Origin of the sequence: Aliihoeflea sp. 40Bstr573 (assembly GCF_024105655.1) — a bacterium.
Taxonomy (GTDB): Bacteria; Pseudomonadota; Alphaproteobacteria; order Rhizobiales; family Rhizobiaceae; genus Aliihoeflea.
In genome coordinates, this window is record NZ_JAAAMH010000003.1 from 212,398 (window position 1) to 227,184 (window position 14,787).

At 65.7% G+C, this 14,787-nt stretch carries 15 protein-coding genes; all 15 read right to left on the bottom strand.

All coding sequences use genetic code 11. The features are described from left to right. On the bottom strand, window positions 1-1,029 hold the full coding sequence (locus GTK01_RS06180) for a flagellar hook-associated family protein (RefSeq protein WP_252924984.1): 1,029 nt from the start codon (window positions 1,027-1,029) through the stop codon (window positions 1-3). Between the two features lie 4 nt (window positions 1,030-1,033). After that, window positions 1,034-2,434, bottom strand: coding sequence for a flagellar hook-associated protein FlgK (gene flgK, locus GTK01_RS06185; RefSeq protein ID WP_252924985.1), 1,401 nt, complete (start codon window positions 2,432-2,434; stop codon window positions 1,034-1,036). Window positions 2,435-2,465: 31 nt separating this feature from the next. Next, window positions 2,466-3,719, bottom strand: a complete 1,254-nt coding sequence (locus GTK01_RS06190) for a flagellar hook protein FlgE (RefSeq protein ID WP_252924986.1) — start codon at window positions 3,717-3,719, stop codon at window positions 2,466-2,468. Window positions 3,720-3,818: 99 nt separating this feature from the next. Beyond that, window positions 3,819-4,487: a response regulator transcription factor gene (locus GTK01_RS06195; protein ID WP_252924987.1), complete on the bottom strand. Its 669-nt coding sequence runs from the start codon at window positions 4,485-4,487 to the stop codon at window positions 3,819-3,821. Between the two features lie 117 nt (window positions 4,488-4,604). Next, entirely contained in the window at window positions 4,605-5,174 is a 570-nt protein-coding gene (locus GTK01_RS06200; protein WP_252924988.1) for a transglycosylase SLT domain-containing protein, read from the bottom strand. Next, the gene (locus GTK01_RS06205; RefSeq protein ID WP_252924989.1) at window positions 5,134-6,471 is read right to left on the bottom strand and encodes a flagellar hook-length control protein FliK; all 1,338 of its coding nucleotides are present in this window, start codon (window positions 6,469-6,471) and stop codon (window positions 5,134-5,136) included. The genes GTK01_RS06200 and GTK01_RS06205 overlap by 41 nt, the downstream gene beginning before the upstream one ends. Further along, window positions 6,471-7,616, bottom strand: coding sequence for a chemotaxis protein (locus GTK01_RS06210; RefSeq protein ID WP_252924990.1), 1,146 nt, complete (start codon window positions 7,614-7,616; stop codon window positions 6,471-6,473). The genes GTK01_RS06205 and GTK01_RS06210 overlap by 1 nt, the downstream gene beginning before the upstream one ends. Next, on the bottom strand, window positions 7,613-8,869 hold the full coding sequence (locus GTK01_RS06215; RefSeq protein WP_252924991.1) for a MotB family protein: 1,257 nt from the start codon (window positions 8,867-8,869) through the stop codon (window positions 7,613-7,615). Before GTK01_RS06215 ends, GTK01_RS06210 begins: the two co-directional genes overlap by 4 nt. Next, complete coding sequence (locus tag GTK01_RS06220; RefSeq protein WP_252924992.1) at window positions 8,866-9,498, bottom strand: hypothetical protein; 633 nt, start codon at window positions 9,496-9,498, stop codon at window positions 8,866-8,868. Before GTK01_RS06220 ends, GTK01_RS06215 begins: the two co-directional genes overlap by 4 nt. Beyond that, entirely contained in the window at window positions 9,498-11,132 is a 1,635-nt protein-coding gene (gene fliF / locus GTK01_RS06225) for a flagellar basal-body MS-ring/collar protein FliF (protein WP_252924993.1), read from the bottom strand. Before fliF ends, GTK01_RS06220 begins: the two co-directional genes overlap by 1 nt. A 171-nt stretch (window positions 11,133-11,303) precedes the next feature. Beyond that, window positions 11,304-12,083, bottom strand: a complete 780-nt coding sequence (locus tag GTK01_RS06230) for a flagellin (RefSeq protein WP_252924994.1) — start codon at window positions 12,081-12,083, stop codon at window positions 11,304-11,306. Between the two features lie 271 nt (window positions 12,084-12,354). Beyond that, window positions 12,355-13,089 carry a flagellar type III secretion system pore protein FliP gene (gene fliP / locus GTK01_RS06235; RefSeq protein ID WP_252924995.1) on the bottom strand — a complete coding sequence of 245 codons (735 nt, stop codon included), beginning with the start codon at window positions 13,087-13,089 and terminating at the stop codon, window positions 12,355-12,357. After that, window positions 13,086-13,574: a flagellar basal body-associated protein FliL gene (locus GTK01_RS06240; RefSeq protein ID WP_252924996.1), complete on the bottom strand. Its 489-nt coding sequence runs from the start codon at window positions 13,572-13,574 to the stop codon at window positions 13,086-13,088. Before GTK01_RS06240 ends, fliP begins: the two co-directional genes overlap by 4 nt. A 12-nt stretch (window positions 13,575-13,586) precedes the next feature. Next, on the bottom strand, window positions 13,587-14,288 hold the full coding sequence (gene flgH / locus GTK01_RS06245; RefSeq protein ID WP_371924282.1) for a flagellar basal body L-ring protein FlgH: 702 nt from the start codon (window positions 14,286-14,288) through the stop codon (window positions 13,587-13,589). After that, entirely contained in the window at window positions 14,288-14,770 is a 483-nt protein-coding gene (locus tag GTK01_RS06250; protein WP_252924998.1) for a MotE family protein, read from the bottom strand. Before GTK01_RS06250 ends, flgH begins: the two co-directional genes overlap by 1 nt. Window positions 14,771-14,787 lie beyond the last annotated feature (17 nt).

Here is a 14,787-nt window from a genome sequence, read left to right on the forward strand (position 1 = left end):
TCAGGAGATGAATTTCAGGAGTGAGAGCTGCTGTATGCGAGCCGTGAGCGTGTAGGATGTCTCGATCTGGGCCAGAAGCGATGTCAGCCGCGTGCCGGCCTCGAACTCGTCGACGCCGACCATGTCGATCTGGGTGCGCTTGAACAGGTCCACCTGGAGCGACACGCGGTCGGTGGCCTGCGTCACGCGACCTTGAACGAGGCCGACCTCGGACTGCACCGCCGTCACATCGCTGATCGCGCTGGAAGTCAGTTCGATGGCCTTTTCGGTCATGACGCGCTTTGCGTCCGCATCCATGTTGCGGTCGACCAGGCCCAAGATCATGGCCGATGCCATGGCCAGTTTGCGCAGGCCTTCTTCATTGGCGGAAACGGAAGTCTGTGCGGTCTCGCCAAGCGCGATGCGGCTCTGGATGGTCGCGTCGGTGGCACCGGACCAATCGGCCTCCCATCCGGCGCCGAGCATCTGCGTCTCGAGGTTGCCGAGGAAGGCTGCCATCTGCGCGCCGTCGATCGGGCCGGGACCGGGGAAGCTTGCAGTTGCGAGCGCCTCGAAGGAGACGCGCGCCGTCGAAGCAGGGTCGGAGAAGTCGGCCAGCGGGCGCACGTCCGTGTTGGTGCCGGCGAAGATGTAGTCGCCATTGACCGTGGTATTGATCACCGCGTTCATGGTTTCGATCACGGTGCGGGCCTGCGTGCGCGGCACGGCGGGATCCAGCGCGCCGTTGAGCATCGTCGCGAGCGTGCCCATCATCTGCTCTGCAACTTTGCGCGTCTCGCCCAGCGCGTTCTGCGTGGCGTCGAGGCGGGACATGACGATGGCGTTGGTGCCCTTGATGTTTTCCAGCCGCGCGATGTCGCGGTCGAGCGAGACGGACTGGCCTGTGCGCACGCCAAGGTGCAGGCCGCGATCGGCGACCTGGCCGGTGACGACTTCCTTTTCGGCCTTGATCATCTCGGCTTGCGTGCGCGCCATCTGCAGGCGGAGCGCCTGGCTGATCGCGTTGGAGGAAACGGACATCGCCTTCATGGGACTACCTAACCGTCGCCATCAGTGTGGACAGCATGTCGTTGGCGACCTGCATCAGCTTCGCCGAGGCCGCATAGGACTGCTCGAGTTCGAGCAGCTTGGCGAGTTCGTCGTCGATATTGACGCCGGACTTGTTGGACAGGGCCTCGGACGTTCGAGCGAGCGTGGCGTTCTTCTTTTCGGCCGCCGTCGAGGAGAGCTGCCGCAGGTTCTCGAGCCATGAGATCGACGCGGAGGCATAGGTCGAAAGGGTCTTTGCGCCTTCGATGCCGCCATCGGCGCTGAAGGTGCGGTTCGCGTCGAAAGCGTCCATCAGGCGTTCGATTTCGGCGGTGAAACCGGCATTTGCGTCAGGGTTCAAGGTGCCGGTCGTACCATCGCGAATGGCGAGCGGGTTAGCCTTGTAGGCAGTGTTCACGACCAGGGTCGACGCGCCCTGGTTGGCCGGCGTCGTCCCGGTGGCCCAGGTGAAAAGGCCGTCGTCGCCGGTTGCCTGCCGCATCTCCTCAACGAGGGCATGCGCCATCTCGTCGAGCTGGGTTTGCATCTGCGTCGCAACGCTGTCGCGAAGCTGTAGCAGGCCGGCGATCGAGCCGCCTGCATCGGTGTCGCCGCCCTGGCCGCCGGCGAGCGGTACGCCGTCGATATAGACCTGGTTGCCGCTCTGCCCGGAAAGGAGCATCGGCGAGGCCTCGAAGGCCGCCTTGCGGGCCACCGTCTCGAACAGCGTGACGCCGTCTTGGGTGAAGATGACCATGTCGCCGTCGCCACGAAGCTGCGTGGTGACCGGAACGAGTTCGGAGATCTGCTTGACGATGCCGTCGCGCAGGTCGAGCGATTCAGAGGCGTCGCGACCGAGCGTGGTAGCGGTCATGACGTCGGTGTTTATCTTTTCGAGGTCGGCGAGGAGCGAGTTCAGCTTGTCAACGGACTGCTTGATCTCGACATCGGCGTCGGTGCGCAATTGCTGGATCGCCTGCGTGCCGCCATTGAGCGCGCGCACGATGTCGCCGGCCGAATTGACGACGTTGACCGCCAGGCTGCGGTCACCGGGAGAGGCCGAGTAGGTCTGCAGCGCCGTCTGCAACTCGCCCATGCGCATGGCGGGCGAGGTGGCGTTGTCGACGCCATTGACGGAAAGGCTCAGCCTTTCGAAGCCGGTCATCAACGTGTTCTGGGCGTGCCAGACCGAAAGCGCGTCGGAGTTCTGGCGCATCAGCGCGGCGTCGGCCGCGCGGGTGATGGAGACGACGCGTGCGCCGGGGGCGGTGCTGGCCAGCACCGCCTGACGCCGCGTGTAGTCGGTGTTGTAGGCGTTGGTGATGTTGCGGGAAACGACGTTCGTCTGTCGCGACGTGTTGGTCAGCGACGACTGCGCGGTATTCAGGACAGACGATAGTGACATTTCCCACTTCAGCCGGGCGCCAAGCCCGGTCCTAACGCTTCAGGTTGACCAGGACGTCCAGAAGGTCTGCACCCGTCTGGAAGACTTTCGAATTTGCCGTGTAGTTGCGCTGCGATTCGATCATGCTCGTCAGTTCCTCGGCGATGTCGACATTGGAGCCTTCGAGGGCGCCCGAGACGATTTCGCCGAAGTTCGAGGTGGTCGCGACGCCGATCGTCATGCCGCCCGATCCGTTGTTGGACTGGTAGACGTTGCCGGGGAGCGTCGTCAGCCGGTCGGGGCTGGTGACGGTGGCGATCGGGATGCGGAAGAGGTTGATGACCGAGCCGTTCTTGTTCAGCGCGGAAACCATGCCGTTGAGGTCGATCGAGATCTCGTCGAAGCCGCCTGTGCCGCTGCCGTTCACGGCAGGTGCGCGGGCGGTGTAGTCGGCTGCGAGCGACTGGGTGCCGGCAAGCGACAGTTTGAAGAGGCCGCCATTGGGAATGGTGAACTCGACATTGGCATTGGCCGGGTCGAGGAGGGCACCGTCGACCGTGCTGAACCCGATCGTCTGCGTGACGTCGTTCAGCGGGCCGCTGGTGTAGGGAAAGCCACGTGTGGTCGCGTCGGCGGTGCTGGCGTCATAAGCCGCCACTTCCCATTCGCTCGGACCGACCTTGGTGAAATAGAGGTCGATGATGCGTTCCTCGCCGAGGCCGGTGTAGACGGTCATCGAGGTCTTGCCGCTGAACTGTGCGCCGGCGACGTTGTCGCTGGCACGCGAACCCGCGGGAACCTCATTGGCGAGCGCCGGAAGGTTCGGCGAGAACGCGCCTTCGGTGGAGGGCGAGGCGGTGAGGCCGGTCGACGAGATCGAGATGACCTCCAGATCGTCGGGCGTCAGGCCGGCGGCCATGTTGGTGGTGCCGAGAAGATAGAAACCGGCCGCGTTGACGAGGCGGCCCTGCGCATCGGGAACGAACGAGCCGGCGCGCGTCATGAACTGATCGCCGGCCCCGTTCTGCACGAGGAAGAAGCCGTCGCCCTGGATCGCGATGTCGGTCGTCGACGAGGTGAACTGCAGGAGGCCCTGATCGGCGATCGAGTTGCGCACGGTCGTCTTGACCGCGCCCGACGAATAGCTGCCGTTCTCGCCCGGCAGGATCAGCGCCGAGAATTCCGTATAGGCGCGCTTGTAGCCCATCGTGCCGGAGTTGGCGATGTTGTCCGCCACAGTGCCCAGACGGTTCGACTGCGCATTCATACCCGACACGCCCGTGCGCATCATTCCGTAAAGGCTCATTCCGGTCTCCCCGAGGTTCGCGAGCTGCCTTCGGTCAGGTTAAACCGGATGACTTGCGCGAGGCTGGCGGTGAGGCTGGTCTCGCGCATCGTGTTCATCTCAAACGACGAGCTGGTAGCCGAGGAACCGCTTGGAATCGATCGGGTCCTCGCCCAGCCGCTCGCGCAGCTTCTTGCGAAGCTTGGAGATGTGGCTTTCGACGACGTTCTCTTCCACGTCCTCGTCGAAGACGCCGTAGATCGCATTGAAGATCTGCGTCTTGGTGACCCGGCGACCGCAATTGCACGCCAGGTATTCGAGGATGCGGCGCTCGCGGCGCGGCAGCGGAAGCGGCTGGCCGGCACATTGCGGATCGCGCCCGTCGAGGAAGATGCGAAGCTGGCCGATGTCGGTGAAGGTCGCCTCGTCCTGCGCGCGGCGGCGGATCGCCGCGATGCGGGCCAGGATCTCACGGATGTGGATCGGCTTGCGCACCACGTCGTCGACGCCGGCCTCGAAGAGCTTCAGCGTATTTTCCAGCGACGGATGTTCCGACAGGGCGATCACCGGAGCGCTCGTCCGGTCGCGAATACGCGCCGGTGAGGCAATCTCCGTGTCGCAATCCCCAAGGAGAACCGCGCGCACCGCGCCGATGTCATCGTCCGCAGCGCTTTCGACCCATTCGCCGAACTCGCGTGCGCCGAAGCCAACGCTTGCAACGCCTTCCCTGTTGAAAAGTGAGTGGTAGCCGTCCTTCACAAGGTCGCGCTCGTCCACGATCACTATCATCGGCCGCCCTCCGAATCAGTTAATCAATCTCGTGCGTTATGGTTAACGCTTCATGCGAATCGGGCACAACCACGAATTCTTGTAGGTCAGAATTGGGGATTCGATTCGCGGGCGGGATCAGGGGCCGCAGAACTGCCTTGCCTCGGGAGTCCATCGGCCGAATCCGGTGGCGACCATATTGGTGATCACGCGGCAAACATACCGCTTTTGGTCGGGGTCGTTGTCGGGGCCGGCATGGTAGCGCGCGACGGCCATCGACCAGCTCTCGTGGCGCCCCTTTAGTTCGACGAGGAAGCGGGCGGCGTAGTCAACGTTGCGGGCGGGCTCGAGCATCTGGCCGACGGAGGCGAACTTTTCGCCGTGCCAGCGATGGTTGATCTGCATGCAGCCGAGGTCGATCAGGCTCGCGCCACCCTGCTTCGCAGCCGTGAAACGGCGCACCGCGTCGGACGCCGACGAGGCAAACACGGCCTTGCCTTCGATGTTCATGGCGTAAGGCTGCATCGAGCCCTTGCGGCCGGTCTCGGTCAGGCCAACTGCGTAGAGGATGCCGGCGGGGATGCCGTACCGGTCGGCGGCGCGCAAAATTTCCGTCTCGCAGGCATTGGCGAATGCGGAGCTGGTGAGGGGGAAGAGGGCGAGGACGCTAAATGTAAACGCCGCGGCTGCCCTGGCTGTCGCCTGCATTGCGCTCTCCCTCGAAGCTGCCAGTTCCGCTGCCTGCGCCGTTCCGGCCGTTCTGGCGGCCGCTTGCGCCGCCTTCATTGGCAAACCGCTCGCCGCTGCGCTCGGACGCTGCCTGCTGTCCCTGCTGGTCCTGCGACTGCGTGCTGGTCGAGGGCTGCTGTGTCACCGTCACTCGGTCGATCTCGATGCCGAGGCCGCGCAGGGCCTTCGCGATCTCGTTCGAATCCGCCTGCAGTTTGGCGGCGGCGTCGCGCGTCTCGGCCTGTAGCTCGACGCTCATCTCGCCGCCCTGGAGCGACAGGCGCGCGGTGACCATGCCAAGTTCCAGTGGGTGAAGCTGGATCTTCAGGACGCGCATCGGTTGCGCCGCGGTGTGCGGCTGCGTGGCCGCGGCATCGGCCGATCGGGCAATCTCCGGAGCCTGCTCGCCGACAGCGTCCAGGACAGTCTGCGCGGGGCCCTGCAGGGTGGCCGCAAAGGCCGGCACGGTCTGGACCGAAACGGTCGATACAGGGCGCATGGGTCGATCTCCGGTGCCTGCCTCCGACTGCTCGCCGACGCGCTGTGGCACGAGAAGCTGATCGGATGCCGGCTCGGCGGAGCCATCGCGCGCGCCGGTCTCGCGCGGGGCAGGTTCGGATGGCTTGGCGTCGGCGACCGGCGCGGAGGCGCGGGCGGGAGCTTCCTCGGCATTGCCACGCATCGATGGCCGCTCGCGCTCGGCCGAAACGCGCTCGTCCGGAATGCGCTCCTCGCGGCGCGCGACTGCGGCGGCAAGGCGCACGTCCGGCGCCGCCTCGGTCGCTTCCTGCGAGATGGCGGTTGCGTTCTCGGCGGCGTCAACCGGAGCCGGAATGGCAACGGCGTTCTCGATCTTCAATTCGCCGCTGTCGGCGGCGGGAGCCTCGTCGCCTTTGGGTATGCGCAGGGCGAGCCAGTCGATCCGCGCGCGACCGGGCGGCTGCAGTCTTGCGTCGGCGGCTTCAACGCCCGCGCGCGGGTCGGGGGCATGGCCATCGTTGGCAGGGCGGTCGCGGCGTTCAGTCAGGTGTTCATCCGGAGCGGCGACAGCGAACGAGCCTACGACCTCCATGTCGGGTTCATCCTCCACCGGCAATGCCGTCTCGTCGAGCGGCTCCTTCGATACGACCTTTGCGTCCATCCGCCGGGCAGGGGTATCGCGGTCGAGCAATTCGCCGAACGCGCCGAGGGCGCCGAGCGCATCGGCCGGCGTCTCGCGGCCGGGCATGGCGCGTGCGGCTGGCGATGGCATGGTGGGCATGTTGATGAGGCGCATCAATTCGATCCCTCCAGAAGGCTGTCGATCGCGTCGAGCTTGGCGCGGGTAGACGAGATGTAGCTCTCAGTATCGCTGGTTGCGTCAAGCCCGGTCGCGACCGGGCCGGCCGATGCGGGCACGGCCTCGGGCCGGTCGACGACGGTTCGTGCGATGTCGGTCGCCGCGTCGAGCAGCGCCCGGTCGCCTTCGGAAAGGCGCGAGCGGTCGATCGATTGCAGCGTCGAAAGCGTGTCGGCGACCTTGGGCGACGCGACGCCGCCGATGCTCGAATAAAGAAGGGCGCGCGGGTCTGTCGCCGGTTCGCCGGCCGCAAGGCGCTCGGCGAAGGCGATCATTGCCGGGTCGTTGGCGATCGCCGCCTGGCGCGAAACGCGCAGCGCGATCGTCTCGGCCTGTTCCGGCGTCATCCATGTCAGGGTTTCGGCCATCTGCGCGGCGTCGAGGCTGGCGTGCATGGCGGCGAGCCCCGACACGAAGGCTTCGGCGAACTGGCTCGCATAGGGCGAGCGCAGGAATCGGCGGACGTAGGCCGACGAGACACGGGTGAAGACATCCGGCTTCGATGCGCTAACTGCGACGAGGAGAGAGCGGCGCAACGCCGCTTCCTCGACCAGCGTGCCGGGCGCAAGCAATCGCGCGACATCGAGGTTTTCGAGCGCCGCATCTGGCTTCTCGTTCGAAAGGACGGTGCCTTTGACCAGCGCCACGAACGGCGCGTGGTCGCCAAGCGCGACGGGATCGATAGCGGCGAGGGCGTCGCCAGCATCCTTGAAATTGCCGCCGAGATAAGCGCGCAGAGCGTCGGCCAGCGGCTTTGCGGGGCTGGCCGGATCGAGCCGCGAAAGGGCAACGTCGAGGGTGACGGGGTTGCCGCCGCTCATCGCATAAATGAGAAGGGCAGAGAAATTGCGCGGTTCGGCAAAATCCTCGGGCGTGGCGTTGCGCATCCGCTCATCGATCATCTCCAGGAGCTTGCGCTGCATCGGCAGGGCCGCGTGGTCGCCATTGGCGATACGGTCCTGCACCAGTTGCAGCGAGCGGATCATCTGGAAGGGCTGAAGCGCGGAACTCGCCGCCGCCGCGCCGGCAAGGGCGCCGCAGATGGCGAGCGAGAGCCCGAGCCTGGCGGCGGCGCGTCTCATCCCTCGACCTCGAGCAGGATCTCGATACGCCTGTTGATGCCGTCGAGCGGATCGCTCGCATTCTTCAACTGGCGGTCGGCATAGCCGGCGACCTCGCCGATGCGCGTCTCGTCGAGACCGCCGCGGACCAGCATGTAGTAGGCCGCATGGGCGCGGGCGGTCGACAGGCGCCAATTGTCGTATTCGGCGCTGCGGAACGGGCGGCCATCGGTGTGGCCCATGACGGAGACCTTGCCGACACGTTGGTCGAGCGCAGCGCCAACCTTTTCCATGGCAAGGACGAGCTGGCCGACAGGCACGGCGGAGCCGACCTGGAACATGCCATATTCGAGATCGTCGGTAAGCGAAATCAGGATGCCCTTGTCGACCGACGTGATGGTGATCGATTCATTGAGCTGGCTGTCCTCGCCGAAGGCCTCGGCAAGGTCCGAGCGCAGGCTTTCGGCCATCTGCTCGGCAGCGCTGTCCTGCGGGGCGTTTTCCTCGCTCGACAAACCCTCCGCCGGGTCCGGGAGAATGGCTTGCGCAGCATCCGGCAAGGGCGCGGCGAGCGCTGCGACCTCTTCGCCCTCCAGTTCCTCGACCGCGGGCACCTCGACCATGGCGGGTGCCTGCGAGACGGGCGGGGCGGGCTCTTCGAGCACCAGCGGCTCGGCGTCCGGCAAGGGCGGGATCGCGACCTGTTCGGACCAGAAGTCGGGTGCAAAGGGATCGCGATAGGACTCGCCCCCGTGCGCACCGGTCGCCGGACCGGAGGTCTGCGCGCCGCCGTCGCCGCGCGCGGATATGTTCTGCATTGTCGCGGTCTGCTGCGCGATCTCGGCGAGCACGGCGAAAGGATCGGCGAAGAGGTGCGCGTCGCTCGTCTCTGACTGATCGTGCTGCCCTGGCGCGCTGCCTTGCTGCGCGGGGCCGGCCATGGCGCTGCTGTCGCCCGAGGGATTGTCGTTCTCCCGACCGGCGCGTCCTTCGACACTTTCGTTGGAACCGCCGGAGGGCCTTTCCTGCTGCTGCGTGCTCGGCGTCGGATCAGCAAGGCGCATCGGGTTGAAATAGCTCGCGACAGCGGCCTTGGTTTCCTCGGTGGTGGCGTTGACCAGCCACATCACGAGGAAGAAGCACATCATGGCGGTCATGAAATCGGCGAATGCGATCTTCCAGACGCCGCCATGGTGACCCTCGTCCTCGTCGCCGCCGCGGCGCTTGACGATGATGATCTCGCGCTTGGAATCGTCGCCGTCGGGCATGCTCATGCGATCACCTCGGACAGCGCGCCGGACCATTCGGCGAGCCGCGTTTCATAGACGGTCTCGTCGATCGAGACGGAAAGATCCGCGCCGGGCGCCTCGACGAAACGCATACGCTCCGAGGACGCGCCCATGGCCGCGCGCAGCGGCTCGTAGAGCGAGACCGGGCCCCGCACGACGATCTCGAGCGCGTCGCTGTCCTCCAGCGCCGAGCGTATGACCTTGACCATGCGCTGAACCGACTTGCGGCCGAGATCGTCGGACAGGACGCCCGACAGGAGCCTTGCGGCGGAGGCCGCGGTCAATTCGACGACGCGGTCCTCCAATTCCTTGAGGCGGGTGGATATCGTCGCGCCCATGGTCGAGGCGAAGTCCTGCATCAGGGTCTGGACTTCGGCGCGATGCGTCTCGGCCAGCTTCTCGATCTCTGCCTCGTGGCGCTCCTGCAGGGAGGCCGCGACACGCGCCTCGGTGTCGGCAACGACGCGGTCGAGCCGCGCCTGCCATTCGGCATCGCTCGTCGCCGAGCCGCGCGGCTCTGGCGCAGGCATGGGACGAGGGAGCTTGTCCGGACGGGGAGCAAGGGCCGCAGCACCGAAATCCAGCAGGGCGTCGGAGAGCGTCTGCGTGCGCATCAGGCGGCTTCCTTATGCGCCCATTTGCGCAGGATGAGGGCGGTGCGCTCCTCGTTCAGGTCAACCATGCGCGCCAGGCGCTCCTGCGGGTTGGGCTTCAGCTTGCGGCGCAGATCCTCGGTGACGTTGCCGGTGGCCGGGCCGGGCAGGGCCTGCGAGGCCTCGGCGTCCGCGGCCCCACCGCTCGGCGCGGGCAGGCTGTTCTGCACCTCGTCGTAGGACGGGCCAGCGACGGCCTCCTGCTGACGCGTGAACGCTGCCGTCATGGGGCGCAGGCCGAACCAGGAGACGAGGAAGACCACGACGACGAAGGCGAGGGCGTTGATCATGGTGCCGGTGTGGCGGCCGGCGGCCTCCAGCCAGCTTTGCGTGATCGGTTCGGCGCCTTCGAGGCCGTCCATGAATTCGACGGCCGAGACCGTGATGACGTCTCCGCGCGCCTCGGAGAAGCCGGTTGCGGAGGCGACGACCTGACGGATTTCGGCGATGCGCGCATCGATCTGTTCAGGCGTCGGGCTCTCGCCGATGACCGAGGCGAGCCGCGCCTGGTTGACCACTACGGCGATCGACATCTTGGAGACGGAGTAGCCGTTCGAGGTGGTGGCGATGCGCTTGGAGTTGATCTCGTAATTGGTCGTCTCCTCGCGGCGCTCGCGCTGCTCGGAGGATTCGGGGCCGGCGGCGGACGCGGCCTGCTCTTCGGGCAGGTTCTGCTGAACGGTGGTCGTCTGCGAGGCTTCGCGCTGGTTCGACTGATCGTTGGAGCGCACGACCTGCATCGAACGTTCGACGCGGCTTTCGGGATCGAAAATCGTCTCTTCGATCTGCTGGCTGTCGGTGTTGACCTCGGCGCGCACGGAGGCGCGGAAATTGTCGTAGCCCAGATAGGGCGAAAGCGCGCGGCGGATGTTGTCCTCGACCTGACCCTCGACCTGGCGCTCGACGCCCATCGCCCGGGTCAGCGCCATGTTGTTCGGGTCGTCGCCGGCAGCGAGCAGCGTGCCGGCGGAATCGAGCACGGTGACGTCCTCGACCGAAAGGCCGGGAACGGCGGCGGCGACCATGTGGCGGATGGATACGGCCTGCTGGCTGGCGTCGCCGCCGGTCGTGCGGATGACGACGGAGGCCGAAGGGCGCTGCTCCTCGCGACGGAAATTCGCGCGCTCCGACATGACGATGTGGACGCGCGCGGCCTTGACGCCGGCGATCGACTGGATGGTGCGCGCGATCTCGCCTTCCAGAGCGCGCACGCGCGTGACCTGCTGCATGAAGGAGGTGAGGCCGAACGAGCCGACATTGTCGAAGAGTTCGTAGCCGGCATTGGTGGAGGTCGGCAGGCCGCGCTCTGCGAGGAGCATGCGGGCCGGACCGGTGCGGCCGACGGGAACCATCACCGTGGTGCCGTCGCTGGCGACGTCGAAGTCGATGCCGTTCTCGCCGAGCACCATGCCGATCTGGTTGATGTCGCCCCGGTCGAGGCCGACATAGAGCGTCTCGTAGGTCGGCTTATTCAGGTAGAGCGAGGCCGCAATGACCGTCGCGACGACGAAGGCGCCGACACCGCCCATGATGGCAAGCTTTTGGGGCCCGAAGGCACGGAGATTGTCGAGAAGGGTCTTGAGCTGTTCAGGCAAAGGTTTCGCGCTCCGGCAATGCATTGTCGCATGGCGTAGGCCCGAAACCGGCTTCCACTTGCGGGCGCCATGCTGCGGGTTGCGCAGACCTTAGGTTCCCAAGCTTGTGCGAAAATGAAATCGGGCCGCTGCAAGAGCGGCCCGACCCATGTCACATCGCGGCTGCCGCTATTAGCGGAAGAGCGAGAGGATCGACTGCGAGTTCTGGTTGGCGATCGACAGCGCCTGGATGCCGAGCTGCTGCTGCGTCTGCAGAGCTGAAAGGCGAGCCGACTCGGCGTTCATGTCGGCGTCGACCAGGACGCCCACGCCACGGTCGATAGCGTCCATGCGCTTGCCCGTGAAATCGATCTGCGAGTCGATGCGGGCCTTGGAGGCGCCCATCGTGGCGGCGGCGCCACGCATGGCGGTAAGTGCAGTCTGAGCAGTGGCAGCGTCGGTGATACCAGTGCCGGCAGCTTCCAGATCATACTTGGCGACGGTGATGGTCGTTACACCGCCGGCGGCCGTGTAGCCGTTGACGACAGTCAATGCAGTACCGGCGGTCGAAAGCAGATTCTGACCCTGAAAGTCCGACGACGTCGCAATCGAGGTCATCTGTGCCTTCAGCTCTGTGATTTCCGCGTCGATCGCAGCCGTGTCGACGCCGCCCTGCTGGCGCGCGACATACTTGGCCATGATCTGCTCGGCGAGTTTGATGCCTTCCTCGAGGCCCGTGTAGGCGGTGTCGACGACGGCGGCGCCGAAGCCGAGCGAGTCCTTGACGGCGGAAAGCGCGCTGCCCTGCGCCTTCATGCCCGTGGCGATCGACCAGTAAGCCGCGTTGTCGGAAGCGGTCGAAACGCGCTCGCCGGTTGCGATGCGGTTCTGGGTCGTCGCGAGATTCTTGTTGGTGCTCTGCAGGGTCTGCAGGGCGGTCATCGCGGAGGTGTTGGTGAGAAGGCTTGCCATTGGAAATTGCCCCTGTGTGTACAGAAAACTCGACGGGACATACCGGGCTTCAAGAACCGGTTCGACGGAGCGGCATCATGCCTGTGACATCCCCTCGTCGAGCGTCAGTCCGTCGTGCTTCCTGATTCATAGGCACGAGGTCTTAACGAGATGTTTCACAGGTTGCTTATTTTCGGGAGGCTCGGGTTTTTCATGAATGAGACCCCGAGTTGCTGGTTTGCTGGGCAAGGGGGAAGGAATAAAGGGTGGGGTCAATTCGGAAGAATGCCGGTCAGGAAATCGACCGTACCAGACTGCCGACAAGCAGGTTCCAGCCGTCGATCAAAACGAAGAACAGGATCTTGAAGGGCAGGGCGACGACGGTGGGGGGGAGCATCATCATGCCCATCGCCATGGTGATGGTGGCGACGATCAGGTCGATGACGAGGAAGGGCAGGACGATCAGGAAGCCGATCTCGAAGCCGCGGCGGATTTCGGAGATCAGGAAGGCGGGGACGAGGATGCGCATGTCGACGACCTCACCCGTGGCGATCGCCTGACCGCGCTCGGCGGCGAGGTCGGCGAAGAGCGCGAGGTCCTGGTCGCGCACGTTGCGCAGCATGAACTCGCGGAAGGGCTGCGCGATCTCGGTGACCGCCTCCTCCTCCGAGATTTCATTGTTGATCAGCGGCTGCAGCCCGTTTTGCCAGGCTGTGTCGAATGTCGGCGACATGACGTAGAAGGTCATGAAGAGCGACAGCGAGATCAGGATCAGGTTCGCGGGCGTCGTCGGCAGGCCCATTCCGGCGCGCAGGATCGAGAGCGCGATGACGAAGCGGGTGAAGCTCGTCACCATGATCAGGATGCCCGGCGCGACGGACAGGATCGTCAGGATACCGAAGAGCTGGATGATGGTGCCAACCGTCGAGCCGTCGGCCTGGCCGGTCAGCGCGCCAAGGTCGAGCGTCTGCGCTTCGGCGGGCGCTGCCAGCCAGAGAAAGACAAGAAGATAGCAAAGGAATTTCATTCGAAGAGCAGCGTCCGGATCAGGACGCCCTTTACCTTGCCGTCGGAGCGGATGCGGGCGATTTCCTCGAGGTCGGCCTTGAAGTGACGATAGCCCGACGCACCCTCGATCTGGTGCGGCTTGATCGTGCGCACGAAGGCTAGGATGTCCTGATGGACGGCTTCGCCGACGAGTTCGTCGATCTCCTGCTCGAAGAGAAGCGTGGTCTCCAGCCGCGCCCACACATCCGCCGGAGCGGCGAGCGCGGTGGTGATGGCGGGCAGCGGCAGGAGCGCGAGGCTCGATTCGTGCTCGCCCGCTTCGGCGTGGGCGATTGCCTCGGCGACCTCGGCCTTGGCGGCGCTTGCCTCCGAGCCAAGCATATTGCCGAGGAACCAGCCCGCGCCGACGGCGCCGCCTGTCAGCACAAGGAAGACGATGCCCGTCACCAGGGCGGAGCCGCCCTTCTTCTTCTCGCCCGTCTTGTCTTCGATCGCTGTCGCCATTATTGCGATCTCCTAGAAGGGAAGCGCGGTGTCGACGACCTGCTGGCCCCAGGTCGGCTGTTGCACCTCGGACAGGCGCCCGCGGCCGCCATAGGAAACACGCGCCTCCGCGATGCGGTCGTAGGCGATGGTGTTGTCGGCGCTGATGTCGGATGGACGCACGATGCCTGCGATCGTGAGGATGCGCAGCTCGGCGTTCACGCGCACTTCCTGCGAGCCCATGATCAGCAGATTGCCGTTGGGCAGGACGTCGGTGACGACGGCTGCAACGCGCATGTCGATCTGTTCGGAGCGTTCGGTGGTGCCCCGACCGGCGCTCTGGCTGTTGCCGGAGGCGGTCAGGTCGAGGCCGCCGCCGGTCGAGGCTGCCTGCCAGGAAGCGTCGCCGGAAAGGCCCATGCTGCGCGCCGAAGTCCGCCGGCGGTCCGATTCGTTGTTGAGTTCGGCACGGTCGTTGATCGAGATCAGCACCGTCAGGATGTCGCCATTGTCGAGAGCGCGCGCGTCAGTGAAGAGCCGGCTCTGGCGGTCGTCCCAAAGCGAGGACCGGCGCACCTGCGGCGCGTCAGGGTTCGGATAGGTCATTGTCTGCCTGGTGCCCGAGACGACGCCGTAGCCCACGGGCGTCAATTTCGGCTCCTTGCCAAGTTCGGCGGTCTGCGAGCAGCCGGCGAGGGTCAGCAGGGCGAGAGCGGCAATGCCGTGGCGAGCGATCATGACGGGTCCTTTTCGCGCGCGGCGCTCGCCATGATCGACGTTACGCCCGCAGCGGCCTTCGTTTCCATTTCATTCATGATGATGCCGGCCTTGCGGGCGTCGAGCTTCATGAGGATGCCGGCGGCAAGCTCCGGGCCGAGTTCGGTCAGGCGCTCGGCTGCCGCGTCGGGGCGCATGCGGCCATAGATGTCGACGACGTTATCCTGCGCCTTGGCAAGGAACGTTTCGCGGCGGCGCAGCCATTCCTCGTATTCGGCGCGCTTTTCCTCGAGCGCCGCGATGCGGGCATCGACCTCGGCCTGAAGCTTGCGCAGTTCCTCGGCTTGCAGCGCGTAGCGCTGGTCGCGCGCGGCGTCAGCGATGTTCGTGCAGAACCGCTCGACATCGTTGGAGGCGACCGGCGTCTCCTGCGTTGCCGCCGGACCTGCAAGGACGAGGAGGCACGCAGCGACAGCGGAGAGCCGCAGTGTCTGGGACAAGGTGAGGTTCGTCATCG

Coding starts and splice junctions, on each gene's coding strand:
- GTK01_RS06240 (WP_252924996.1), bottom strand. CDS start 13,574: ATGGCGACAGCGATCGAAGACAAGACGGGCGAGAAGAAGAAGGGCGGC.
- GTK01_RS06215 (WP_252924991.1), bottom strand. CDS start 8,869: ATGAGCATGCCCGACGGCGACGATTCCAAGCGCGAGATCATCATCGTC.
- GTK01_RS06210 (WP_252924990.1), bottom strand. CDS start 7,616: ATGAGACGCGCCGCCGCCAGGCTCGGGCTCTCGCTCGCCATCTGCGGC.
- GTK01_RS06195 (WP_252924987.1), bottom strand. CDS start 4,487: ATGATAGTGATCGTGGACGAGCGCGACCTTGTGAAGGACGGCTACCAC.
- GTK01_RS06200 (WP_252924988.1), bottom strand. CDS start 5,174: ATGCAGGCGACAGCCAGGGCAGCCGCGGCGTTTACATTTAGCGTCCTC.
- flgK (WP_252924985.1), bottom strand. CDS start 2,434: ATGTCACTATCGTCTGTCCTGAATACCGCGCAGTCGTCGCTGACCAAC.
- fliP (WP_252924995.1), bottom strand. CDS start 13,089: ATGAAATTCCTTTGCTATCTTCTTGTCTTTCTCTGGCTGGCAGCGCCC.
- GTK01_RS06230 (WP_252924994.1), bottom strand. CDS start 12,083: ATGGCAAGCCTTCTCACCAACACCTCCGCGATGACCGCCCTGCAGACC.
- GTK01_RS06180 (WP_252924984.1), bottom strand. CDS start 1,029: ATGAAGGCGATGTCCGTTTCCTCCAACGCGATCAGCCAGGCGCTCCGC.
- GTK01_RS06220 (WP_252924992.1), bottom strand. CDS start 9,498: ATGCGCACGCAGACGCTCTCCGACGCCCTGCTGGATTTCGGTGCTGCG.
- GTK01_RS06190 (WP_252924986.1), bottom strand. CDS start 3,719: ATGAGCCTTTACGGAATGATGCGCACGGGCGTGTCGGGTATGAATGCG.
- GTK01_RS06205 (WP_252924989.1), bottom strand. CDS start 6,471: ATGCGCCTCATCAACATGCCCACCATGCCATCGCCAGCCGCACGCGCC.